This is a genomic window from Pristimantibacillus sp. Z349TD_6 (genome assembly GCF_056173205.1).
In genome coordinates this window covers 2,022,239-2,043,483 of the sequence record NZ_CM149662.1, presented here as the reverse complement: position 1 = coordinate 2,043,483, position 21,245 = coordinate 2,022,239, and the positions used below count along the sequence as shown (strand labels likewise).

15 protein-coding genes and 1 riboswitch are annotated in these 21,245 nt (G+C 44.2%); of the genes, 2 read left to right on the top strand and 13 right to left on the bottom strand.

The features are described from left to right. Window positions 1-62: 62 nt before the first annotated feature. The 7 genes from AC0VYE_RS08790 to AC0VYE_RS08760 form a co-directional block, all read right to left on the bottom strand. The gene (locus AC0VYE_RS08790) at window positions 63-3,737 is read right to left on the bottom strand and encodes an S-layer homology domain-containing protein (RefSeq protein ID WP_475447314.1); all 3,675 of its coding nucleotides are present in this window, start codon (window positions 3,735-3,737) and stop codon (window positions 63-65) included. Window positions 3,738-3,899: 162 nt separating this feature from the next. Continuing rightward, on the bottom strand, window positions 3,900-4,631 hold the full coding sequence (locus AC0VYE_RS08785; protein ID WP_475447312.1) for a hypothetical protein: 732 nt from the start codon (window positions 4,629-4,631) through the stop codon (window positions 3,900-3,902). A gap of 256 nt (window positions 4,632-4,887) precedes the next feature. Further along, entirely contained in the window at window positions 4,888-5,601 is a 714-nt protein-coding gene (locus AC0VYE_RS08780) for an IMP cyclohydrolase (RefSeq protein WP_475447310.1), read from the bottom strand. A 60-nt stretch (window positions 5,602-5,661) separates the two neighbouring features. Continuing rightward, a riboswitch (ZMP/ZTP riboswitch) is annotated at window positions 5,662-5,741 on the bottom strand. A gap of 227 nt (window positions 5,742-5,968) precedes the next feature. Continuing rightward, entirely contained in the window at window positions 5,969-7,207 is a 1,239-nt protein-coding gene (locus tag AC0VYE_RS08775) for an S-layer homology domain-containing protein (protein ID WP_475449495.1), read from the bottom strand. 112 nt (window positions 7,208-7,319) lie between these two features. Next, complete coding sequence (locus AC0VYE_RS08770; protein ID WP_076267827.1) at window positions 7,320-8,738, bottom strand: DEAD/DEAH box helicase; 1,419 nt, start codon at window positions 8,736-8,738, stop codon at window positions 7,320-7,322. 25 nt (window positions 8,739-8,763) lie between these two features. Beyond that, window positions 8,764-9,537 (bottom strand): SDR family NAD(P)-dependent oxidoreductase, encoded by a 774-nt coding sequence (locus AC0VYE_RS08765; protein ID WP_076267828.1) that lies wholly within the window; start codon window positions 9,535-9,537, stop codon window positions 8,764-8,766. A 77-nt stretch (window positions 9,538-9,614) separates the two neighbouring features. Beyond that, window positions 9,615-10,076, bottom strand: coding sequence for a chemotaxis protein CheX (locus tag AC0VYE_RS08760; RefSeq protein WP_054028542.1), 462 nt, complete (start codon window positions 10,074-10,076; stop codon window positions 9,615-9,617). Window positions 10,077-10,242: 166 nt separating this feature from the next. On the opposite strand from AC0VYE_RS08760, the gene AC0VYE_RS08755 reads away from it, so the two are divergent. Further along, window positions 10,243-11,253 carry a zinc dependent phospholipase C family protein gene (locus AC0VYE_RS08755; protein ID WP_475447308.1) on the top strand — a complete coding sequence of 337 codons (1,011 nt, stop codon included), beginning with the start codon at window positions 10,243-10,245 and terminating at the stop codon, window positions 11,251-11,253. Window positions 11,254-11,296: 43 nt separating this feature from the next. On the opposite strand, the gene AC0VYE_RS08750 is transcribed toward AC0VYE_RS08755, so the two are convergent. Further along, complete coding sequence (locus AC0VYE_RS08750; protein ID WP_475447306.1) at window positions 11,297-12,295, bottom strand: HRDC domain-containing protein; 999 nt, start codon at window positions 12,293-12,295, stop codon at window positions 11,297-11,299. A 370-nt stretch (window positions 12,296-12,665) separates the two neighbouring features. Between AC0VYE_RS08750 and AC0VYE_RS08745 the strand changes: the two genes are divergently transcribed. Beyond that, entirely contained in the window at window positions 12,666-13,817 is a 1,152-nt protein-coding gene (locus AC0VYE_RS08745; RefSeq protein WP_475447304.1) for a family 8 glycosyl hydrolase, read from the top strand. Window positions 13,818-13,890: 73 nt separating this feature from the next. Here the strand turns inward: AC0VYE_RS08745 and AC0VYE_RS08740 are convergent, their stop codons facing one another. The 5 genes from AC0VYE_RS08740 to AC0VYE_RS08720 all read right to left on the bottom strand — a co-directional run bounded on the left by AC0VYE_RS08740 (window position 13,891) and on the right by AC0VYE_RS08720 (window position 21,233). Then, window positions 13,891-15,477 (bottom strand): extracellular solute-binding protein, encoded by a 1,587-nt coding sequence (locus tag AC0VYE_RS08740; protein ID WP_475449493.1) that lies wholly within the window; start codon window positions 15,475-15,477, stop codon window positions 13,891-13,893. Window positions 15,478-15,601: 124 nt separating this feature from the next. Further along, window positions 15,602-16,474 carry a carbohydrate ABC transporter permease gene (locus AC0VYE_RS08735; RefSeq protein WP_076267832.1) on the bottom strand — a complete coding sequence of 291 codons (873 nt, stop codon included), beginning with the start codon at window positions 16,472-16,474 and terminating at the stop codon, window positions 15,602-15,604. Window positions 16,475-16,484: 10 nt separating this feature from the next. Further along, on the bottom strand, window positions 16,485-17,378 hold the full coding sequence (locus tag AC0VYE_RS08730; RefSeq protein ID WP_475449491.1) for an ABC transporter permease: 894 nt from the start codon (window positions 17,376-17,378) through the stop codon (window positions 16,485-16,487). Window positions 17,379-17,639: 261 nt separating this feature from the next. Further along, window positions 17,640-19,856, bottom strand: a complete 2,217-nt coding sequence (locus AC0VYE_RS08725) for a helix-turn-helix domain-containing protein (protein ID WP_475449489.1) — start codon at window positions 19,854-19,856, stop codon at window positions 17,640-17,642. Window positions 19,857-19,991: 135 nt separating this feature from the next. Beyond that, window positions 19,992-21,233, bottom strand: a complete 1,242-nt coding sequence (locus tag AC0VYE_RS08720; protein WP_475447302.1) for a DUF6807 domain-containing protein — start codon at window positions 21,231-21,233, stop codon at window positions 19,992-19,994. Window positions 21,234-21,245: the final 12 nt, after the last annotated feature.

Genomic DNA, 21,245 nt, shown 5'->3' with positions numbered 1-21,245 from the left:
AAAAACGAAAAAATGGGCAGCCATTGGCCACCCATTTTTTAAACACTAGCGTTCTTATCGTATTACTTTGAAAGCAGATTATAAAGCACTTGTGCCACTTGAGCTCTCGTAGAAACATCTTTAGGGCTCAGCTTTGAATTGTTCCCCGTAATGATGCCGCCCTCAACTAGCACCTTGAAAGCGTCGCTTGCATAGCTCGCAATTTGAGCGGAATCACTGAAGCTGGACACCGCAACATTTGTCTCTGCTTTAGGCAATTCACCAAACACTTCAAGTGCACGATACAAAAGCGTAAATAGATCTTGACGTGTAATTTTGCTATTAGGGTCAAACGTATTGCCTTCTACACCTTTCGTAATACCCAGGCGCTTAGCAGCTCCCAAGTAATTCGTATAGTAGGTATTCCCTGCATCATCAAAATTAGCTGTCTCTTTCTCATTAGGCTCGATGCCGTATGCTTTCAATAACAAGACGATGAATTGACCTCTCGTCACTGTCGCATTCGGGCTGTAATGGTCCTCGTCTGTACCTGTTGTAATGCTTCTTGCCGCAAGGAATAAAACGGCATCCTTATACCAAGCTGCATCCGATACATCTTTAAAGCTTACTTTATTGTATCCTACAATGTACTGGGAGAAATGTGTCGTAACAAAGTTTACCGTTCCTGTACCCGCGTTGTATTTCCCGCGGATCGTTTCCAAGCTGCCGGCATCCGTTACATAGTAGACCACTACAGCATTTGGATCTTCTCCGGCTTTTAAAGAATAAGGCACACTAACTTGCACATTGCTGCCGCCAAAGCTTGTAAGCTGGGTAGTTCCTGCGAATACGGAGAAATCATAAACCGGTCTGTCACCCAAAGCTTCCTTGCCCTCGTCAGTCAGCTCTACTTTCGTAATAATAATGCTGATGTCACCCGCTTCAGCCGAATTGCTGATGCTTTCAATTGCTTTTGCGTCAAAAACGACAGTGCCAACGCCAAGATTGGCCTTCACACCCGCATTTGTGCTTGAAGCTACTTCATTAAACGACTTTCTAGGAATACTCAGCTCTACAGATTTAGTTTGAGCTGTAGCTTCAACCTTAAGCTCAACGACAGAGGTTTTGCCTGCTGCTTCCGCTTTCTTAGCAAGCTCAACTAGGCTTGTAATAGAAGCTGCGGTTGCTTTCGCTACGGTTGCTCCTGTCGCAGCATCAGTTGTTGCTGTTATCGTTGCTGTTGGTGCTGTACCATCATCGTCTCCACCTGCTGGAGGTGTAGGTGTAGGCGTTGGATTTGGGCCATTGTTTCCACCAGCTGGAGGGGATACATAATTAGGTACAATGACATCTAGCACTGCTCCGGCATTATAGCCTTCCTTAGCCGCAAACCTCACGTTGTAAGTTCCAGATGATAAACCAGTAATAGATGGCGCTGTTGCCGCTTGATAGGACTCAGCTCCTGACAGCTTGTATTCAAGTGCTGTCGTTGTTCCTGTAATTTGTCCATCATCATTAGCTGAAGAGGTTGGAGCTACACCCGACAAGCCTGATGGTTCCGGCTGCTCTTGTAGCGCAAACGCTTTGATAACGATATCAATTGCTGGGCTTGCACTGAATCCAGGTTTAGCTGCAAATCTGATATTATAAGTGCCTGCTGCGAGACCAGTGATCGCTGGTTCTGTTGCCGCTTGGTAAGCATCCGTTCCATCTAATCTGTATTCTAGAGCTGCAGTCGTTCCTGTAATTTGTCCATCGTTATTAGCAATCGTTGTCGGTGATACGCCTGTTAAGCCAGTCGGCGCTTCTTGCGCTTCCTCGCCGTAAGCCGGAATTACAACCTCTACTTTAGGGCTTGGGCGATATCCTTCTTTGGCCGCGTAACGAACATCATAAGTACCGTAAACAAGATCTGTAACAGACGGTTCTGTTGCACGAATATAATCGGATAACGAATTAGACAGCTTGTATTCAAGCGCTGTTGTCGTTCCTGTAATTTTACCGTCATTGTTAGCTGATGTCGTTGGTGCAACGCCTGCCAGCCCTGTTGGTGCAGCTTGATCTTGAATAAAGGATGGCACCACTACGTTTACAGCATCGCCCGCTTTGTACGAAACAGCTGCAGGAATTCCTACTGTATGAGGACCATTGTATCCAAGCTTGGATGCATATCTAACATTGTAAGTACCTGGCACTAAGTTAGTTATTGCATCACCAGTTACAGCCTTGTAATCCGTTTCACTTTCAAGCTTGTATTCAAGCGCTTTACCTTTCGTTCCTGTTATTTGACCATCATTTTCATCGGATGAGGTTGGTTTAACCGCTGTCAGCCCTGTTGGTGTAGCCTCAACTCTTGCAAATAAGCTTTTCAAAGCATTCGTATAGTTATTGTAATTCACACCAGTAAGCCCGCTGCTTACATAGTCAGGTTGAATATTGGTCCAAGAATACATTAATTCAATATGCCCAAGAATTGGAGCTCTGTTGCCATCAGCATCCTTGTTGTCTTTGTTATATTGAAAGAGGTAAGGAACCTGAGCTTTGCTTGCGATTACTTCTACACCGTTCTCATTCGTATACTTTACATTGTTGCTTGCTTTTACATATTGTGTTTTGATATCAGGCAAATATTTGTTAATCAAATCTACATACAGATTGGCATTTGGATGATTCGTATCTCTCGTTTGAAAGAATATGCCGTTATGCGGGTCAGCGTTCGGGTCTTTATTAAGATCCAGGATCGAAATTCCCGAATCCAGCTTGGTGTCCCAAAAATAAACTTTATCAATGTTATTTTTTTTCGCATTTTCGTTAATAAACTTAATGGCTGCTTGTGTATTCGGGCACCAAGAGCCGCCAAACAAGATCGTATAATTCCCTTCGCTCTCGAGAATCTTCGTCAATTGGTGATAGGTTACATGCTCAAATACGAGCTCGCCGTCCGATTCGTCAAAAATAACCGTTTCTTTTTTGTTAATGATTGATCCATTTCTATTGAAAGCTGCTTTGATAGAATTCGAACGATTAATCGTATCAAATGAAGTGGTTCCTTCAAATACTTGACTCACTTTTGCTTTGTAAGCATCTACTTTGCTCGCGTCCAAAACGCCATTAGTTATGTAATCGCTCCACACATTTGTTGAAGCCAAAGAGGAAACAATTTTCTTTTTGTTATACACAAACAGGAATGGCGCTTCAATTTTTTTCGCTGAGCCTTCTGAAATTACTGCGCCCTTGCTGTCTTTTTTCGTATAGCTAACGATATCTCCTGCAGGAAGTACTTCATCGAGGTTCGTTAAATATTTTTTGACCAGCTCGACATACGCTTCTGCAAAATCAAAAGTGTTGTTGCCGACTTTGATTTCTTTCGTTTGCGTTTCCGCAATTTCTAGTGATTTGCCATCTAACCTTGTATCAAAGTTATAGATGGTTTTTACACCATATTGCTTTGCCACCTGATTAATAAAGCCAATATTCGCTTGTGTTTTATCGCTCCAAGCTCCGCCAAACAACACAACATATGTGCCTTCGCTGTCAAAGAGATTAATAATATCTTCATACGTTACCGTTTGAAGAATATGGTTCTCATCATCCAAATGATCATACACATTATTAAAATAGTTATAATGGCTGGCGCCGCTATTTACTAGAGTTTCCGAAGCTGGATTGGCATTAACGATATTGGCAGCTGGCAAAATTAATAATGCAGCCAATATAAGAGCTAACCATCTTTTGGATGTATTAAATTGTAATTTCATGTTCATTCCTCGTTTTCATCAAATTTTGTCGATGTGCCAAGTGTGAAATATGTATTCTCCACTAGTCGCTTCAAGATTTCGTGCAGGGAGCCGGCCATAAGAGGCTGATCTGCCTCTTATGACCCCCCCATTTCATAACTCATGAATACGTATTTCTTGTTTCTAGCAGATTTCTTCTTCCGTCGTCGATGGTGCTGGCTGTTGACCTTCGGAAGACGAAGAAGATGATGAGGATGAGGATGAAGCAGGAGCCTCTGAGGATGATGGTGCTTTCGGCTGTACCGTATCTTTTTTCACGAATGAGACCGATTTAGATGGTTTCTTTTCTTCTTTCGCTGCTGGCTCCGCTGGTTTTTGTGTTTCTTCTTTCGCAGCAGGTGCCGCTGCTTTGGGCTCTTCTTTTACAACGGATGCAGCTTTAGGCTGGCTTTCTTCTTTCACTGTCGTTGCTGCTTTAGGCTGGACAGCTTCTTTCGGCTGTGTCGCTGTTTTTTCAACCGATGTATTTGCTTTAGCCGCAGGCTCTTCCTTTGCTGCTGCCGCTTTAGCTGCAGGCGCCTCTTCCTTCTTATCAACAGCAAGAGTAACTTTGGATTTATCTTCTTGTTTCGCATCTGCTTTTTCTGCTTCAGGTTTATTTGCCTCTATCGTGTCCGCCGTTTTTGGTTGCGGTTGTTTTTCGCCTTCTGCTGCAGCTGAGTTTACTTCTGATTTTTTCTCTGTGTCAGAAACGGTAATGATTTTGGATTGATTCTCTTCTTTTGCTTCGGTAACAATTGCAGCGTTGTCCTTCACTGCAGGCGCACCTTGTGCCTGTTTGGCAGATACGACAACATAGGTTAGGGCTGAGAAGGCTACTGTTGCAGAAATTAATGTTAGTGTTAGTTTTTTCATGATTGTAAACATCCCTTTCGCTTCGCTCTTTGAGCTTTTTTGTTTTTTTTTGGATAAAAAAAGGAGACCCAACAAGGCGCAGAACTGCGCTCCTATTGAATCTCTGGTGGTCCAGTAGATTATCTTCTTTTGTCATCCTACAAAATGGTTTTTCAACTCACTTTGAATATATTCCTATATTATTCCTCAAAAACGACCCTGTCAACGATTATTTAAATTTTTCCCATCGTTTTTGTCGGAATTAATTATCGAGACACTAAAACGTCTGATTTTTATTTATTATTTTAAATTCCACCTTACGATCATCGGTATGAATAAACTTCACAAGCAATGAAATTTTATGATCTGTGTTTATGCTGCTCCAGTAAAAATGAGCCGTTTCATCCATTGAATCAAATAAAGGAACCTCCAGCGGTTCACCTTCAAAAGATTTCAAAATACCATTTTCTTCACCCTTATAAGTGTGAATGCAATGACCTATCCCATTTGTAAAAGAGTCGTAATGAAAGAAATGACGGATGCAAAATGACGGATCGTTTTGCCTTGTTTTCAAAATGGACAAGCTGTACGCAGCTGATTCAGTATCAATAATACCGGAAATACGCGGTGTATAATGGGGAGCATCCGGTTCAAACTTTCTGCTTTTCAATGAAGCTTCAAACGTTTCTTTTTTGCCATAAGCTTCATAGATGGTTTCCGTCTGATCTCCATTGGAAATGATGTGCATCCCATTTATACTCTTTATCGGATCATAAATAATCAATGAAGGGTCCTCCATTTTTGCCGCATCATATGCTATGTTTCTTACAAACTGCTCATTACGCTCAAAGATTCGGTTGCGACTGTTCGCGCTTCTGCCCATTATCCAATACACTTGAACAAATTGTTTTCCTGACGGGCTCATCCCCAAGATTATCGTTCTGCCAGGATACGGATTATTAAATAACTGATCTTCATAGGACTGCAACATACTCACCTCAACCTTTTTATTTTATCTGAAAATAAAAAAAAGCATTTGATCGTCGATCAAATACTTTGCCCAGGCGTACGACATATGAAATAAGTGCTCCCTCGTGGTCATCCACGTTTACGCCAGTTGCACCTACCTAAAATTTACATTCATTATAGTTCGATATCGCAAATGAAATCAAGCTCTTTTACAGACTAACTATGAAAGTTAACGTATATTTTCTAACGAACTGTATCGTGCTTATTATGCAGAAAACTAAGCGCTGCTGTATTCGCAAGCTATTATTTTAATTGTTGAACAATGAAAAAAGGGCTGTTCCAAAAGTAGAAAAATCTACTTTCAGGACAGCCCTTCACTTATTTATACCTTATTTCACTTCAATTGATTTAACTGAGCCATTGTCGCCTTTTACTTGTACATATTGACCAACCTTCAGCTGCGAGGAGTCACCTGTAATGACTACATTTGGATCAATGCTGAATGTAGTGACAACTGCCTGTGAGTTTTCATATCGAGTAATGAGAGAAACCGTCGTTAATTTCGCCTGATTGTTGAACGTTAATGTATTAATAATTCCGTTCTCCGAGAAAGCTGTACTAACAGGAGCCGACTTCGTTACTTCAATAAATACGATACGATTGAGATACGTACGAACGAGTACCTCATCACCTGCTCGGAGTGAGCTCACTGGCGATTTTTTATCATCTCGGAAAATAAACACATTCGAGTCTAATGCTAGTGAAACCTCCGTGTTATCTCCTTTAACTACCGTCAGCTTGCCATCAGCAGGAGCTGCTTTTAGCTTGCCGGTAATGGCTTGTGCGTCATGATTAGGCATTTCCGTATCTGTACGATCGAGAAGCGCTGCCAGCTCTGCACGGGTTACTGGTTGATTAGGACGGAACGTTTTTCCATTCTTATCATTGTAGCCGGTAATAATGCCTTTCTTCAAAGCAAGAGCTACATAACCTACAGATCCAGCAGGGATCTCTTTTGCATCCTTAAAGTCAAGCTTCGTATTGTTGAGCGCCTTCGCTTCGTCTTCCAGTTTAAGCGCTTTTACGAGAAGAATCGTAGACCATAGTCTTGTTGCGTTTGCTTCCGGTTTCACTTCCGATTCAGTCTCGGAGAATAGATCGTTCTCCAGCGCTACTGCAACGTAACCAACAGCCCATGGGTATTTTTTTGCGATTTTATCCCCGTCATTAAATTGCAAATCCGTTTTCATTTTATCTGCTGATTCCGCTTGTGAGCGAAGACCCATCAATCTGACAGCAGCAGTCAACGTTTCAATACGGTTGATTTTCTGATTAGGCTTAAATGTACCATCCTCGTAGCCAGTAAATACGCCCTTCGACGCTAGCCGCATAATGTATTCCATAGCCCACTTCAGATCGTCCTCATCTTGGAATTGCCATGTTACTTTATGTTTATCGTCCTTGTCATACTTGTCATCCTTGTCCTCATGGCGGCCTTTATCATCATTACGATCCCCACCATGCCCTTTGCCTTTACCGCCATCTGCAAAAGCTGACGTCGCACCGCCTGCAAGCATTAGCAGCGCAAGCGAAGAAATTGCTGTCTTTTTCCACATTGTTTGTTTCATCAAGAAAGCCACACTCCTTTTTCGATTGCGGGTTTTGCCGCATTTTTCACCTTCGCCCATACGTTTCGGGAGAGGCAGATCGATTTAAGAGGGTGGCTTTCAAAATAAATTTTTATGATTGTTCCTTATCGGCCTCGCGTTTCGCTTTCAACCACTTAGGAGCACCTTTGTTTTTACCTTCGCGCTTTCGCTCCACTTTCTTAGGAGCAGGCTTCGCTGCCGGCTTTGGTTTCGGCGGAGCAGTTACTGCTTTCGTCTCTACAAGCTTCGTTTGTTTCGGAGCAGCAATTGCACTTTTATTCTCTACAGCTCGCTTCGTTTGCAACGCTTCTGAGCGATCTGCAAGCTTGGCTTCATGACGAGCAGCAAACGGTTTTGTTGCTTCTCGCAGCTCTTCCTCGCTAAGAAGCTTTCCTCTAAACATCGTCCGTTCTGTCAATTCGATGCCCAGCTGCTTACGGAATTTCTCCATAATAAACAGCTCCTGCGGCGTAACAATGGAAACGACTGTACCGGGACGCCCCATACGGCCCGTGCGTCCTGCACGATGCACATAATGATCCGCATCCGATGCAGGATCAAGCTGAATGACGAGCGGCAGACCTTCAATATCAAGGCCTCTAGCCGCAACATCCGTAGCTAGCAGCAGCTGGCAGCGACCCTCGCGAAAACGTGTCAATGTTGCTGCACGGCGCTGTTTATCCGCATCCCCATACAAAGCCTCAACAGTAAAGCCTTCATAACTTAGCTTCGATTCCCAGTTGGAAATGTTGTCGGTATCATTTAGGAAAAGCAGCGCAGAGGCTGGGTTCAGCAATCGAACAAGTCTTCTTGCCGTATCGGTTTTATCACGCTTATCGCTAACGATAAAATAATTATCGATCGTTTGTGATACGGTATGCTCCGGCGTAACCTGAATGCGTTCCGGATTTTTCATCCAGCGTCCTTCAAAGCGAGCCATTTGATCCGGATATGTCGCGGAGAAAAAAGCAATTTGGTGCTCTTTACCGACACTATGCAAAATGATCTCTACCTCTTTTGTCGAGCCGAGCTGAAATACTTGATCTGCTTCATCAACTACAACATTTTTCACATCATTCAGCTTGAGCTTGCGCAGCTTAAGCAATTCGTGAATTCGCCCTGGTGTTCCAATAACCAGCTGCGGGCGCAGCTTCAATTTCTCTACCTGCCGCTTTAATGCAGCTCCGCCAATCAATTGCTGAACGCGAATGTTCAGCGGCTCCGCGTACACTTCTGCTACACGAACAATTTGCATCGCAAGCTCCTGTGTTGGAGCCAAAATAATCGCTTGAATCGCGCTTGAATGCGAATTCAGCTTCTGAAGAAGCGGCAACAAATACGCAAGCGTTTTACCTGTGCCCGTCTGCGACCTCGCTGAAACGTCGCTTCCTCCAAGCAATATCGGAATCGTATTTGCCTGTACATCCGTTGGTTCAATAATTCCATTTGCTGTGAGCTTATCCGACAGCAGTTCATTAATTCCAATTTCATACCATGTGTGCTTACTCATTTTTAATCCTCTCTCATTTAAACCTTTATTTTCGATTTAACATACCGCCGAATAGCCGATCAATGGTTCGCGGCAGCAATTGATATAGTTTAATACCAAAAGCTGCGGTTTTCGGCAGGTCAAGCTCGGCTTTTCTCCGCTCGATTAAACGAATGATTTTTTTGACTACATATTCTGGCTTCATCATAAACCAATTAACATTTTTCACGTAAGAGCCGGAAGGATCAGCCAGCGAGAAAAAAGGCGTATCAATTGGACCTGGATTAACCGCAGATACCTGAATTCCCTGCTCCCGAAGCTCCATGCGAAGCGCATTAGTAAAGCCAAGCACAGCATGCTTTGTGGCTGTGTAGCTGGTTGATTTGGCAGTGCCTATTTTGCCTGCTAAAGATGCTATGTTTACAATATGTCCGCTTCCTTGCTTCACCATATGAGGAACAACTGCCTTCGTGCAGCGTACGATGCCTAGGTAGTTCGTGTCCATCATTTGCTCAAAGCTTTCCACATTCATGCTCATAAAATTCTCGAATTTGCCGTAGCCAGCGTTGTTCAGCAATACATCTATTTTACCATATTCCGCAATGACAGCTTCTACTGTTCGCTTCACCTGTTCATTATCGGTCACGTCCATCTGATAGAACGAGCTTTTCCCCTTTATGGCAGCGGAAATCTCCTTTAGCTTTGAGATGTTGCGTCCAGTCAAAACGGGGATCGCCCCCCGCTCAGCCAGCATTTTAGCCATTAACGCTCCGATTCCGCTTGATGCACCGGAGATGAAAATCACTTTGCCTCTTAACATCCATCATCACCCATTTACAATTTTACTTGATTGGTATTGCAGACGCAAAAAAAGCTCCCTAAGGAGCCATTTCTATGCTAAGATGCGATTAAAACTTGGATGTCGAGTTCCCCAATGCCTTCCATTATCAGTGGAATCGTCAACGCTTTTTGTGCGGTGAAGCCAGCTGATTGAGCAGACTGGATAACCTTCGGCGGTGTAATATCTACTCTCACCCCTTGATTAAACAGCATCGTACTGGCATTTCCGCTAATCATATTGCCAAGCTCAGAAATAGCACTCTTCACGATTTCGTCGATTTCAGAAATTACGTATCCGCCCATCATCGCAGAAACCATTTTCATAGCTACCTCTTCGCTAAGCCCGAATACAATGTCACCGTTCATCTGTCCGTTGAGCCCAATTTGAATCCAAATATAGTTCTCTACAAACTTGATATCCTTGAGACCTAGTTCTCCAGTCGCTGGACGTATTTGAACGACTTGCTCAATCACGATTTTTGCAGATTCAAGAAACGGGTTAATGTACTCTGCCTTCATAATGAAGATACGCTCCTTTTCGACAAAATTCGCGCTTTGTCTTGTTTAATTTATATTATACTTAATTCACTAGGACAAGTATACTATAAATAAAATATATGTATCTTTAGAACTATATTTTAAAACGAAATCTGTAGAATATTGATAGGAATGGAGGTCCTCTTCTATGCCTAACGTATGGGCTCACTTCATTTTTGGACAACTTGTATTCGAGCGGCTTGGCGAATGCGCATTAATTGAATCAGACGAGAAAAAAAATATATTTAATATGGGATGCCAAGGACCTGACTTTTTGTTCTATCATCGTTTTTTCCCTTGGCAGCGCAGCCTAGCCTTAAATCGTTTAGGAACGGAAATGCATAATCGCAATTGCGGACCGGTACTTGTCGAAATGCTGGATAGTGTCGTCGGCAGACCCGCCTGCCCTAAACGTCCTGATTCTTCTATCCTATACACACTAGGATTCGTATTGCATCACATACTTGATCGTAATCTTCATCCTTATGTATTTAGCAAATCAGGCTTTCGCAAATGGGATCATCAACGTTTTGAAATTATGATGGATACGATAATAGCGCGTGAACTTTGGGGTATTGAAACGTGGAAAACTCCAGTCTGGAAGCATATTGATACGAAGGGAGCATTTCCTGCAACCGTAGTGGACGCTTTCGAGTCGATTGCTGCCCTTTATTATGGAGAGCTGGCCCCGCTCATTAAACGTGAGGATTGGAACCAAGCGAATCGTGATTTCACTGCCGCGCAGCGTTTATTTCATGATCCGACTGGCATACGAAAAATATTAACATTTGGGCAAATCGAGCCTTTTACTTATAAAAGAGGGGTTATGCCCTTTGACGTATTAAATGTAGAGGAGCAGCCTTGGCTTGATCCAGTGGACGGCGCCACCTATCACAATGAGAGCGTTTGGCAGCTATGGAATCAAGCTTTAGATGATGCGGCCGAGGTTGTAAGCGCTATCCTCATTTGGCTAAGAGCCTATGAGCAGCCGCTGTTTACAAAAGAGGAGCGTTATCATGTACGTCTACTGCGAGAAGACGCCATCGCCCTTATAGACAATCGTTCCTATGAAACAGGACTTAATTGCGACTTTAATAGTACGATCCGTTTTGCAGACACGGTTTGGACTGACCAAATCGGAATTATGAAGGCTCCTTGAGTAATGAAGGAGCCTTCTCCTGTCTCTCTTTTTCCAAAAAAAACTATACAGCCTTGCTTGTCAGGCTTCTTCTAAAACGCAGCCTTATGAGCCTCAAGCGTTCATAAAGGACATCAACAGGCTTATTCAATTGCGAAGCTTCCAAAGTGCCATATACTTGCTGCAATACCGGCTTCAAATATTTATCGCCGACCAGCGAGAGAGCATCCCATACGAGCTGCTGCTCATCATCTGGCATCTCTACGAGCTCCCGCGTAATCAGTGATTCCATATCGTAACCCTCTTGTTCTAATTGCTCGATTCGATCCATTAATTCGCGCCTTGACAGCTCTAGCTCCACGCCAAGCTGTTCAAGTGATCCACCCTGCTGTACCGCCGTCAAAATATGTTTTTTTGCCTGTTGGCGATCCATCTGAGATTTATATTTTGTTTCCTTTTGTTTATAAAGCCACTGCGTATAGGCGATTGAATCTAATTTGTCACTTACCCATTGCAGCGGAAACTCGGTATCACGGTTAGCCTCACTTGTAATCTCCAGCACTTCTAATCCATAGGATGCATGCTTGGCGCTTCCCCAACCGGGAATTTGTGCTAATTCATCTGCCGTCTTCGGAACGAAGGCGCTGATCATCCACAACATGCGATTAGTAGCGACAAGATAAGCCGAACGCTTCTCAGCAATCGCTTTCGTACGCCGCCATTCACGAAGCTTCTGAAAAAGTTCTTGATTGGCATGAATCTCTCCGTAGCATTGAAGCATAGTTACGAAGCTGCCCGTTGTAGAACGGCGATCGTCCAGCATGCCATCGATAATAGGCGCGTACCCTTCCCCCATGACCCTTGCAATGCCATGACGGAATGCCACAATCATTTCCTCCCATGACGTTCCTTCAAACCAAGTGATCGGATCTTCGCTCTCCTCATTCAGCTCCACCCACAGCACTGCCCAAATGCCTTGATTCTCACAGATAGATAGCTGCGCGCTATCAATGCGCTGGCCTTCTCCAAGCTTCTCGAACGTGTTCAAAAATACGATTTGCATGTTTCTCATTCCTCCAATAAATAGATGTGGTCGCGAATCGGTTGAAGGCAAGGAAAGCGTCCGAACAATTAGGGAGAATGTCGGAAAACAACAAAAAGCACCTCCTCTGCCTGCGGCAAAGGAGGTGCTTCCTCACGTTTAATGATTCGATTGCTTTCATGCTATCATATTGATTTCTTTATTACAAGTATTTTGTTGTTGCAAAATCATGCTCTCAAACTTCCTTAATAAGTCCAAACCTTTAATAATTACAGTACTCTATAAACTTTATAGGGTAGGAACTCTGAACGATAAGAGGTAAAGTTTTGGTGAAGTCAATTTCTCAGGCATTTCCATGCTGTAAAATTTAATATAAAGGGAGTAATACACGATGTCGACGAAGCTGGGAACGGGTGCTTTTTTCACAGGGAACTACCGAAATTTGTTTAAGCTGTACGGTTACAGCCAAGAAGAAATTGAGAGACGTGTCGAGGATACTTGGGACAACCTGTTCGGCGGTAATGAAGATACGCGAATCTATTACGAGGCTGGCAGTGATATGGGCTATCTATTAGATACCGGAAATATCGACGTGCGCACCGAAGGCATGTCCTATGGCATGATGATGGCTGTGCAGATGAACCGCAAAGATATCTTTGACCGCATATGGAAATGGACGATGACTTACATGTATATGAGCGAAGGTGAAAATGCCGGATATTTCGCTTGGTCATGCAATACCGATGGCACCAAAAGATCATACGGTCCAGCGCCAGACGGCGAGGAATATTTTGCGCTTGCTCTCTTCTTCGCATCACACCGATGGGGCGATGGCTCTGTACCCTTTAATTACGGAGCGCAAGCTCGGAACCTGCTTCACAGCTGTGTGCATAAGGGTGAAAATAACGACGGTTACCCAATGTGGGAGCCCGCTAATAAATTAATCAAATTTATTCCTAATTGCGACTATTCCGATCCATCCTACCATTTGCCGCACTTTTATGAGCTGTTTGCGCTGTGGGCTAATCCAGAAGACCGCAAGTTCTGGAAAGAAGCTGCAGCTGCGAGCAGAGATTATTTGAAGCTGTCATGCCATCCTGTTACTGGACTAGCACCCGAGTACGCCTATTACGACGGAACACCAAACAACGAGCGCGGATACGGCCATTTTTACAGCGACTCGTACCGTGTGGCCGCCAATATCGGTCTTGATACGGAATGGTTCGGCGTCGATCCATGGCAGTATGATGAGGCGAACCGGATTCAAACGTTTTTCTCAGGCATTGATCCATCTGATTATAGACGTTATACGATAGCTGGCGAACCATTTGAGGAAAAATCACTCCATCCCGTCGGGCTGCTTGCCACAAACGCAATGGCTTCGCTTGCCAGTTTCGAAGGACCGCACGCCAAAGCTTGCGTTGATTTATTTTGGAACACGCCGCTTCGCACAGGCGACCGCCGCTATTACGACAACTGCCTCTATCTGTTTGCCATGTTAGCGCTTAGCGGCAGCTTTAAAATTTATATGCCTGCTGTATAGCATTTTGTCTCATCGTAATTTAAAAAAGAACGGCCACCACTCCTTGATGGAGGGTGGACGTTCTTTTTTCTCCTTACGGATTCTCAGCTTTAAACGTTGCTCGCTTCTCTTCCATTACTTCCTTGCCGCCAATTTTCATATAATCCGCTACTTCCTTATCGTAAACCTTGTCAAAATCCGCTGGTTTCGCAGTTAACACTTTAACAAATATTTCGTCGTCCTTTTCCTTCAGCGTTGTAGCGTACTTGATCTCCGATTGAATCGGCGTCACCACACGAGGTTTAATGATTCCATCCTTCGTTCCAGTCGCGATGCTTTCCACCGTAAAATCCTTGAAATTCGGATCGGACGCATTTGCCGTAATGTTCAGCAGCTCATCGGTTGTACTGACATATTTCCCGTTAAGAATGATACAGTAATCAAAATAGTTATATAACGTCTGCTTTGCTTGATCGTTATCAAGCGTGATCGGCACGCCATCCTTCATCTCATAAGTTACGCCTTCCGTACCGTTCTGAAGGGCAATAATATTGTCCGTTTCAGCCATCCAATTCAAATATTTAATGGCCGCTTCAGCATTTTTACTTGCTTTTGGTACCATCATGTATATGCCGTTAGGCGAATAAATAGGCTTTGGTGTCTTGCCGTCCGCGCTTGTGAACGGATCGATTAACGCCAGCTTTGCATTCGGATCATTCTTTTGCAGCTCGGCATAATAGCCCATATAGACCGGCTCGTTGGTATTTGTTGTTGCCGAACCAATATACCCGTTCAGCAGGTTCTTCTGAAACTGCTGCGTATCCTTGCCCATATGGAGCGGAAAATCCGGATCCATAAGTCCCTCGTTGTACATCTTATTCAAGAAGCGATACGCTTCCTTATTGCCCGGAATGAGCCACTCCGCTGATGCATAAAGATCCTCATCTGCGATTTTGTCCCATTCCCAGAACGAATATTGAATCGGATGCATATGGAAATAGTCGATCTGCCCATACGGAATCGCTTTATCACCGGATTTGCCTGGCTTTTTCTCTTTAAAAGCCTTCATCGTCTCATAGAACTGCTCCGTTGTTTGCGGCAGCGGCAATCCGAGCTCATCCAACCAATCCTGCCGGATAAAAGTCGAACTCTGAGGCTGCAGAACGCGCTTAGCTGGAATCGTATACTGCTTGCCATCGAATACTCCGTAGCTGAGCAGCTCCTCACCCAATACTTCCTTCAACTTTTGGCCATGCGCATCCAGCAGCGGACCAAGATCTGTCAGACCGCCGTTTTTTACGTATTGCTGTACCGTCGGCTGGTCATATGTAAATACGATGTCAGGAGCCTGATTCGCAGCCATAAGCACGTTCAGCTTGTCTACCTCCTCTGAGCGAGGAACCGTAACGAATTCGACAGTAATATTATTCGGTTCACCAAAATTTTTCTGAATGTATTTTGTCATGTCGTTGTCGGTAATTTTCGGAGCGCCTGCCGGTGTATTGTTTCGGTCAAACAGCTCGATTCGGAGCTTAATTGGATCTCCCTTCGGCTTCTCGGTTGCTTCAGAGCCTGAATTGCTCGATTTATTGCTTGCAGCTTCCTTTTCTTTGACAGGCTCCTTATTTCCGTTTCCGCTGCTGCACGCAGACAACATGGATGTGATCAACAGCACTGCCATAAAGATAATCGTGAATTTACGCCTCGTTCTACTCAATGCATTCAACTCCCTTTTATCATTTTTTTAATCTATAGCAACTCCATGAAACGGGAGCTTTCGGCTCCAGCCTGTCCGGGAGTGACTATCAACCTTTGACGGCACCGATCATCATACCCGAAATAAAGTAACGCTGAAGTGCTGGATATACGAGCAAAATGGGGATGGTTGCGAACATGATCGAAGCAGCTTTAAGACTTTCCGGTATCGGTACCGAGGCATTAAGTCCCTCTGCTATCGCCATATCGTTAACCTGGCTGTTGATAACCATTTCGTACAGCTTCAATTGAAGCGGATAAAGCTCCGATTTGGTAATGTACAACAGGGCATCCATAAATCCGTTCCACCTGCCCACTGCGTAAAACAAGCTAAGTGTGGCCATGACCGGAAGCGATAGCGGCAGGACGACATGCCACAATATTTTAAAATGGTTGGCTCCGTCCATCCGCGCCGACTCTTCCAGCTCTACTGGAATGGAGGAGAAAAAAGTCTTGATGATGAGCAAATAAAAGGCATTAACCATCCCCGGCAAAATGAGCGCCCAGATCGAATCAAGCAAATGCAAATTTTTCACGAGCAAATATTCCGGTATCATGCCTCCGCTGAAAAACATCGTCAGGACGATAAGGAGAAGAAAAAAGTTTCTTCCCTTTAGGTTAGGCTTCGTCAAGGGATAGGCTGCCATAATCGTCATCAGCATCGATATAGCCGTGAACAAAACAACTAGTCCAATAGTAAAAAGCAAGGAATGGATCATCGCTGCATTCCCGAAAACAGCCTTGTAAGCGGAAAAATCGATTTCTACGGGGAGTATCGTAACTTTTCCTGATAGAATCGGCCCATTGGCGCTTAACGATAAGGCAAAAATATGAAGCAGCGGCAGCAGGCAGAAGAGCCCCGCCGTTATGATTACGACCATGATCATTGCATCTACGATTTTGTCATTTCCATACGCTCTCATATCTGCCCTCCTACCAAATGCCTTGATCGTTAACTTTTCTCGAAATATAATCGGCCGACAGCAGGAAAATAAGACCTACAACCGCTTGGAACAGACCGATAGCCGTTGCTATTGTATACCGTGCGGACTGAATTCCGATTTTGTATACATACGTGCTGATAACCTCAGACACATCGGTGACGAGAGGATTACTGAGTACAAACGGTCTATCAAATCCAATGCTGGCCATATGTCCAATATTAATAATGAGTAGAATGATAATTGTCGGCTTGATGCCCGGCAGCGTGATGTGCCAGATTTTACGCATTCGGCTTGCACCATCTACATCTGCAGCTTCGTAAAGATCCTTGTTAATTCCCGTTAAAGCAGCGAGATAAATGATCGTTCCCCACCCAGCACTCTGCCAAATACCTATGCCTAAATATGTCAGCACCCAGTAAACAGGCTCCGTAAGGAAAGGAATGACCTTCATCCCTAACGACTTCAGCAGATTGTTGATAATCCCGTTATTGGTCGCCAGCAGCTGAATAGCCATCCCGCCGATGATGACCCATGATATAAAATGAGGCAAATAAAGAATCGTCTGCGCGCCTTTTTTGAACCATTTTATACGAAGCTCATTTAACAATATCGCTAGTGCGATTGGAATCGGAAAACTTACGACAAGATCCAAGAAATTGAGTAGAAAGGTGTTGCGGAGCGCATTGTAAAAACCATCCATCTGAAATACTTCCCGGAACGTTTCGAAACCGACCCAGGGGCTTGCTAAAATGCCTTGAAACATGTTGTAGTCCTTAAATGCAATGACGACGCCCAGCATTGGTGTGTACTTAAAAATAATAAAATACGCCAAGGGCAGAAGCAGCAGCAGGTATAACTGCCAATCCCTGTACAGCGCTTTCATATGAACGCGCGGCACGGTTTTGACCTTCCTCTGGCGTTCCGTTGCAATCTGCATGAATGACCTCCTGACTCTTATTGGAAGCAAATATTTCGGCTTGGTTCCAAATGTAACACGCGATTAAGAAATCGGATATTAACAAGAATCAGAGGCTTAACATAATCGGAAACACCTCTATTCACGCGGACTTTACCATTTTCCGACGATTAACCTTTACGGAAGTAAAAAGAAATCTGCCGATTAATTCAGCAGATTTGTTGCCATTCATTCGTTTAACCGATAAATGGTTCGATATTCACCTGGCGGTAGATTAAACAATTTTTTGAAAGCGCGGTGGAAGGAAATGACGTGTGTGTAGCCCACCTGTTCTGCAATCCATTGGATAGGCTCATCTGTTTCAAGCAGCATGTTCTTCGCATGTGCGAATCTTACCTTTAGCAAATAATCGATAAAGTTTTCGCCATGCTCCTCTTTAAACAAATGACTAACGCTTCTCGCGCTTAAACCAAACTTCTCGCTGACTTGAACGAGAGACAAGCTCGGATCAGTGTAATGCTGGTCGATGTATTCCTTCGTTTGGATGGCGATCGTATGATTTTTGCCATTCAGCCTTTTCTTATCCCTATCGCCCGCAAGTTCAGTAAAAACAGCCGCAAGCTGAATCTCAAGCTCGTCGATCGTTTCAGCATGCTGGGCGATTTGCCTGAACCTGCTTCGGTATTCGCTGCTCCATATCGTCTCGATATCGCTTGGCAATGCTTCCATATCTTTCTCTAGCTGGCGGATTAGATTATGAATGAACGCTTCAATATCCGCGCGCGAGATTAACATGCCTTTTAACTTAAGAAAAATTCGGCTCAGCTTAATCTCCCATTGCCCGTCGTCCATCCGGCAAGAGCGTGACAGCTCCAATATGGATTGAAAACAAAGAAGTGTCTCTCCTGTTTGTTTTGTACATCTTAACCGGTTATCAATTACGCTGTTTGTCCCAAAAACAGCTTTGTAGGATACATTTTCAGCAGCGCTGCGGTAAGCGGCAGCAATATCATGAATCGAATGGACGAAGTCTCCAATTCCGCAAGATACGGTTAACTCCAAATGCTCGTTCATCCACTTGCGGAATTCCTCGCATACTTGTACCAGCCTATCTTGAATAGACTCTGAGCTTTGCTGTAGAAGGACAACAAAAGCCATTCGCTGAGGCTCTGTCCATACATGTTGGATCTGCAATTCCTTCTGCTGCATAAGCTCTCGAAAAGCGGACTCAATAAGAAATTTCAGCAGGTTTTGATCACTGGCTTTATATTTATCGGTAAATGCGGCAAAATGGTCAATTTCTAGAGCAATGACGCCAAGCCATTCATAGGAATGCGGCAAGCCTAGTGCCGATGCCCGCTTTTTCCATTCCTGATCGGTCAGCATGGATCGTCCAACAAGCAGCTCCTGAAGGAGGTTCCGTTGACGGAGCAGCAAATCCTCTTTATGCAGATGCTCATAATCAATCGATTTTTTTAATAAATGATCAATGGCGGTTTCGATGAATTTGAACTCGTTTCGGGGCATCTTAATGCCAAGCTCTTGGCTTTTGCGAGCCGCATATCCGTCGATTTTACCCATGATGGTCTGGATCGGCTTGTAAGAGACATGCGTAATAAAGGTAAACCATATTAAGGCTAATATGATGATGATAAATACGATAATAAACCACATGTTGGAAAACAAAGAGAGGGCGGAAAATTCGTTGGCATGCACGCTGTCTGCATAGAATTGCCAACCGGTGTATGGGGAGCTGGCATAAATACCGCCTTCCTTGGCAGAAGGCAGAGTGGACTCAAACGGCTTCTTCTCCCAATCGAGAAGTTGAATCGTGCCGCCGTATCCATTGAATTGATTCATAAAATCGATGATGGAGCTTACGTTAAGATTGACGACCACCGCTCCCTGCTTATCAGACGCGAATGGGTAAGTCTTTACCAGTGAAACAACCTTGCGAGTGGAATCGTCAAGGATAGATTGACTATACTTTCTTGGGCTCGTCCAGCCCATTGCTGCCGATCTTGATTGATGCGAATCGAAAAAAGCTTTGTCCTTAAACGCCTCGAGCTTGACCATCCCTGCTTCGGATAATACTTTTCCAGTATGATCACTGTAAATATAAATGGAATTAACGAACGGCAAAGATGAGGATATTTCAACTAATTTTTTTTGAATGACGAAGTAATCATACAGTGACTTGGGCTTTTCATTAAAAAAGGCTTGCAGCGTTTTGTCCGTCTGCATTTCCCTTACCACATTGCGCTCAATCAGTTGCAAGCTCGCGTCCACATTTTGCATCGTCTGCTCCACGATCGCTTGATTCGTTTCCAAATACTTCTTCTCAGACGAATTATTTAATGTTGAAAAAAACAAAAAGATAACTGATGAAATAACAAAGAAAAATATCGGTGTATACGACAGCATCATCCGGTAATACCAGTTCATCTTCAAATGAACCAACCTCCCGTCCATTTATGAAGCGCTTACAATTAGAAAAAATTCTAGTTTCTGCTTCTATCCAACCTCTACCTGCAAAGGAAAGAAACCGCGAATACGCGGCCTCCTCCATGCAGTTGTTGATTATGCCTTAGACCATGAAGCTAGCTGCCAGTCATGTTCGGCGTATTCACTGTATCTGTCCTTTACTCCGCCTTTTTCTGTGTTTCCCTCATGGATGTAAATACGGTGCTTCATCGTTATTGCATCTCCACCTGGCAAAAGCTTTCCGCCGCAGAAATGGAAATTCGCAGGTGTGAAAGGGCCATAATCACGGACAAACCATTGCGAAGCAAAAGTCTCATTTTCCGGATGGGAGAAAACCGCAATGCCTGCCTCGGTGTACTGCTTGACCACTTCATCTCCGTCTCGCTTCATGCTGAGAAACAGTTCACCGCTGTAGTCGACCCATTCCGTCACAGAACCAAAAATGTCCGCCTCACCTTTTTTCCCTTCGGCAGACGTGAGGCCACCTCGATGGTGTCCACTAATTTGCTCGTTAACGCGAATAAATGGAAATCCGCCTTCTTTCGTATCTCCGAACCGGACATCGCCGTTCACGGCATACAACTGTGTCGTAAGATCCATATACCTCGATTCTGGAGGCAGATTATAAATACGGACACTTCGAGCTTCCGTTAGAAGAAGGCGTCCATTCTCGTCCAACCAGTCGATCAATGCCGTCATTTGCCCAAAAACAGGACCGCTTGCAAGCACAACAAATGTCCGGTGCACCTGCCTGCCTTCACCGCGAAACTCGTGATACAGCTTATGACTGTTCACATCATCGTGTCCCCACCATAACCCGTGATGATGAAGATGATCGTCCGGCCCATCATGGATCAGTGTCTTTCCATGCGGCCCAATTAAGGGGTAAAAGTAAGGTTTTGCACTCGTAACCGCATAGAGGTACCGAGTAAAAAGTTTACCCTCAATGCTTACAACAACTCTTGCATTATCTTCCTGATGATCGAGATACACTCCAGGCAGCTCGCTCCAAGGATTATGCTTCCGATCTGCTGGAGCAGCAGTTGAAGCAGCTTTTAAATCAAAAAACAAATGGGTCTCCAGCGGCAATGAAACGTCCTGTACCAGTATATAAAGCGCACATTCAGCAATTGCACCTTGCGGTCCTGCTGACATGGCATACGGGCTTAACTGACATGCAAACGAAAGACCTGCCGAATGATTAACTGCGAATAGGTTACAATTTCCTGACCATTCCAAAAGCCGCTTAAACGTCTTTTCTTCCATTTCTATTCGGACAACGGCTGGGAGCGGAGTGCCTGCATGAATGGAAAGCTGCAGCGATTCGTCGAACGTCATATCGGATCCCCT